At 67.2% G+C, this 494-nt stretch carries 1 pseudogene; it reads right to left on the minus strand.

The window, feature by feature from the left end:
- Nucleotides 1-494: pseudogene (locus tag MXD62_RS10085) on the minus strand (hypothetical protein); the annotation flags it as partial.

Here is a 494-nt window from a genome sequence, read left to right on the forward strand (position 1 = left end):
GTCCGGGACAGGCCGATCGTTCGTTCCCGCCGGTAGATGTCGCGTTCCTTGACGATCTCGCGGACCGAGTTCGCCATGCCCATGAAACAGGCGCACAGCACCAGGACGACGAGCACCTTCATCGCGTCCGGATTAGGCGCGGCCGGCAGTGATCTCAGTCCGTCCGGAGCTGGGATGACCCGGGGGATGATGCCCAGCAGAAACGGGAACGCGATAATCATCCTCAGATAGGAAGGATCGGCGAGCACCACTCGCAGATATCGCCGGGTGAGCGTGACGAGCTGCGCGACTACTGGTTGCTGGCGGACGCCGGGGAGTTCGGCCGGCGCCTTGCGCGCGACCGGCGCCACGACGGCGGAGGGCACGAAGTACTCCGAGGCGCGGAAACGGGCGGCCATCTCCGCACCCGGCGTGTTCTCCAGCTCCCGGAAGACGGCCGCGAACTCGCGGAAGTCCTCCTTGCCGAAGAAGCGCAGCGCCCCGTCCGACGGGCC

It is taken from the genome of Frankia sp. Mgl5, from assembly GCF_023242985.1.
GTDB classification, from domain to species: Bacteria; Actinomycetota; Actinomycetes; order Frankiales; family Frankiaceae; genus Parafrankia; species Parafrankia soli.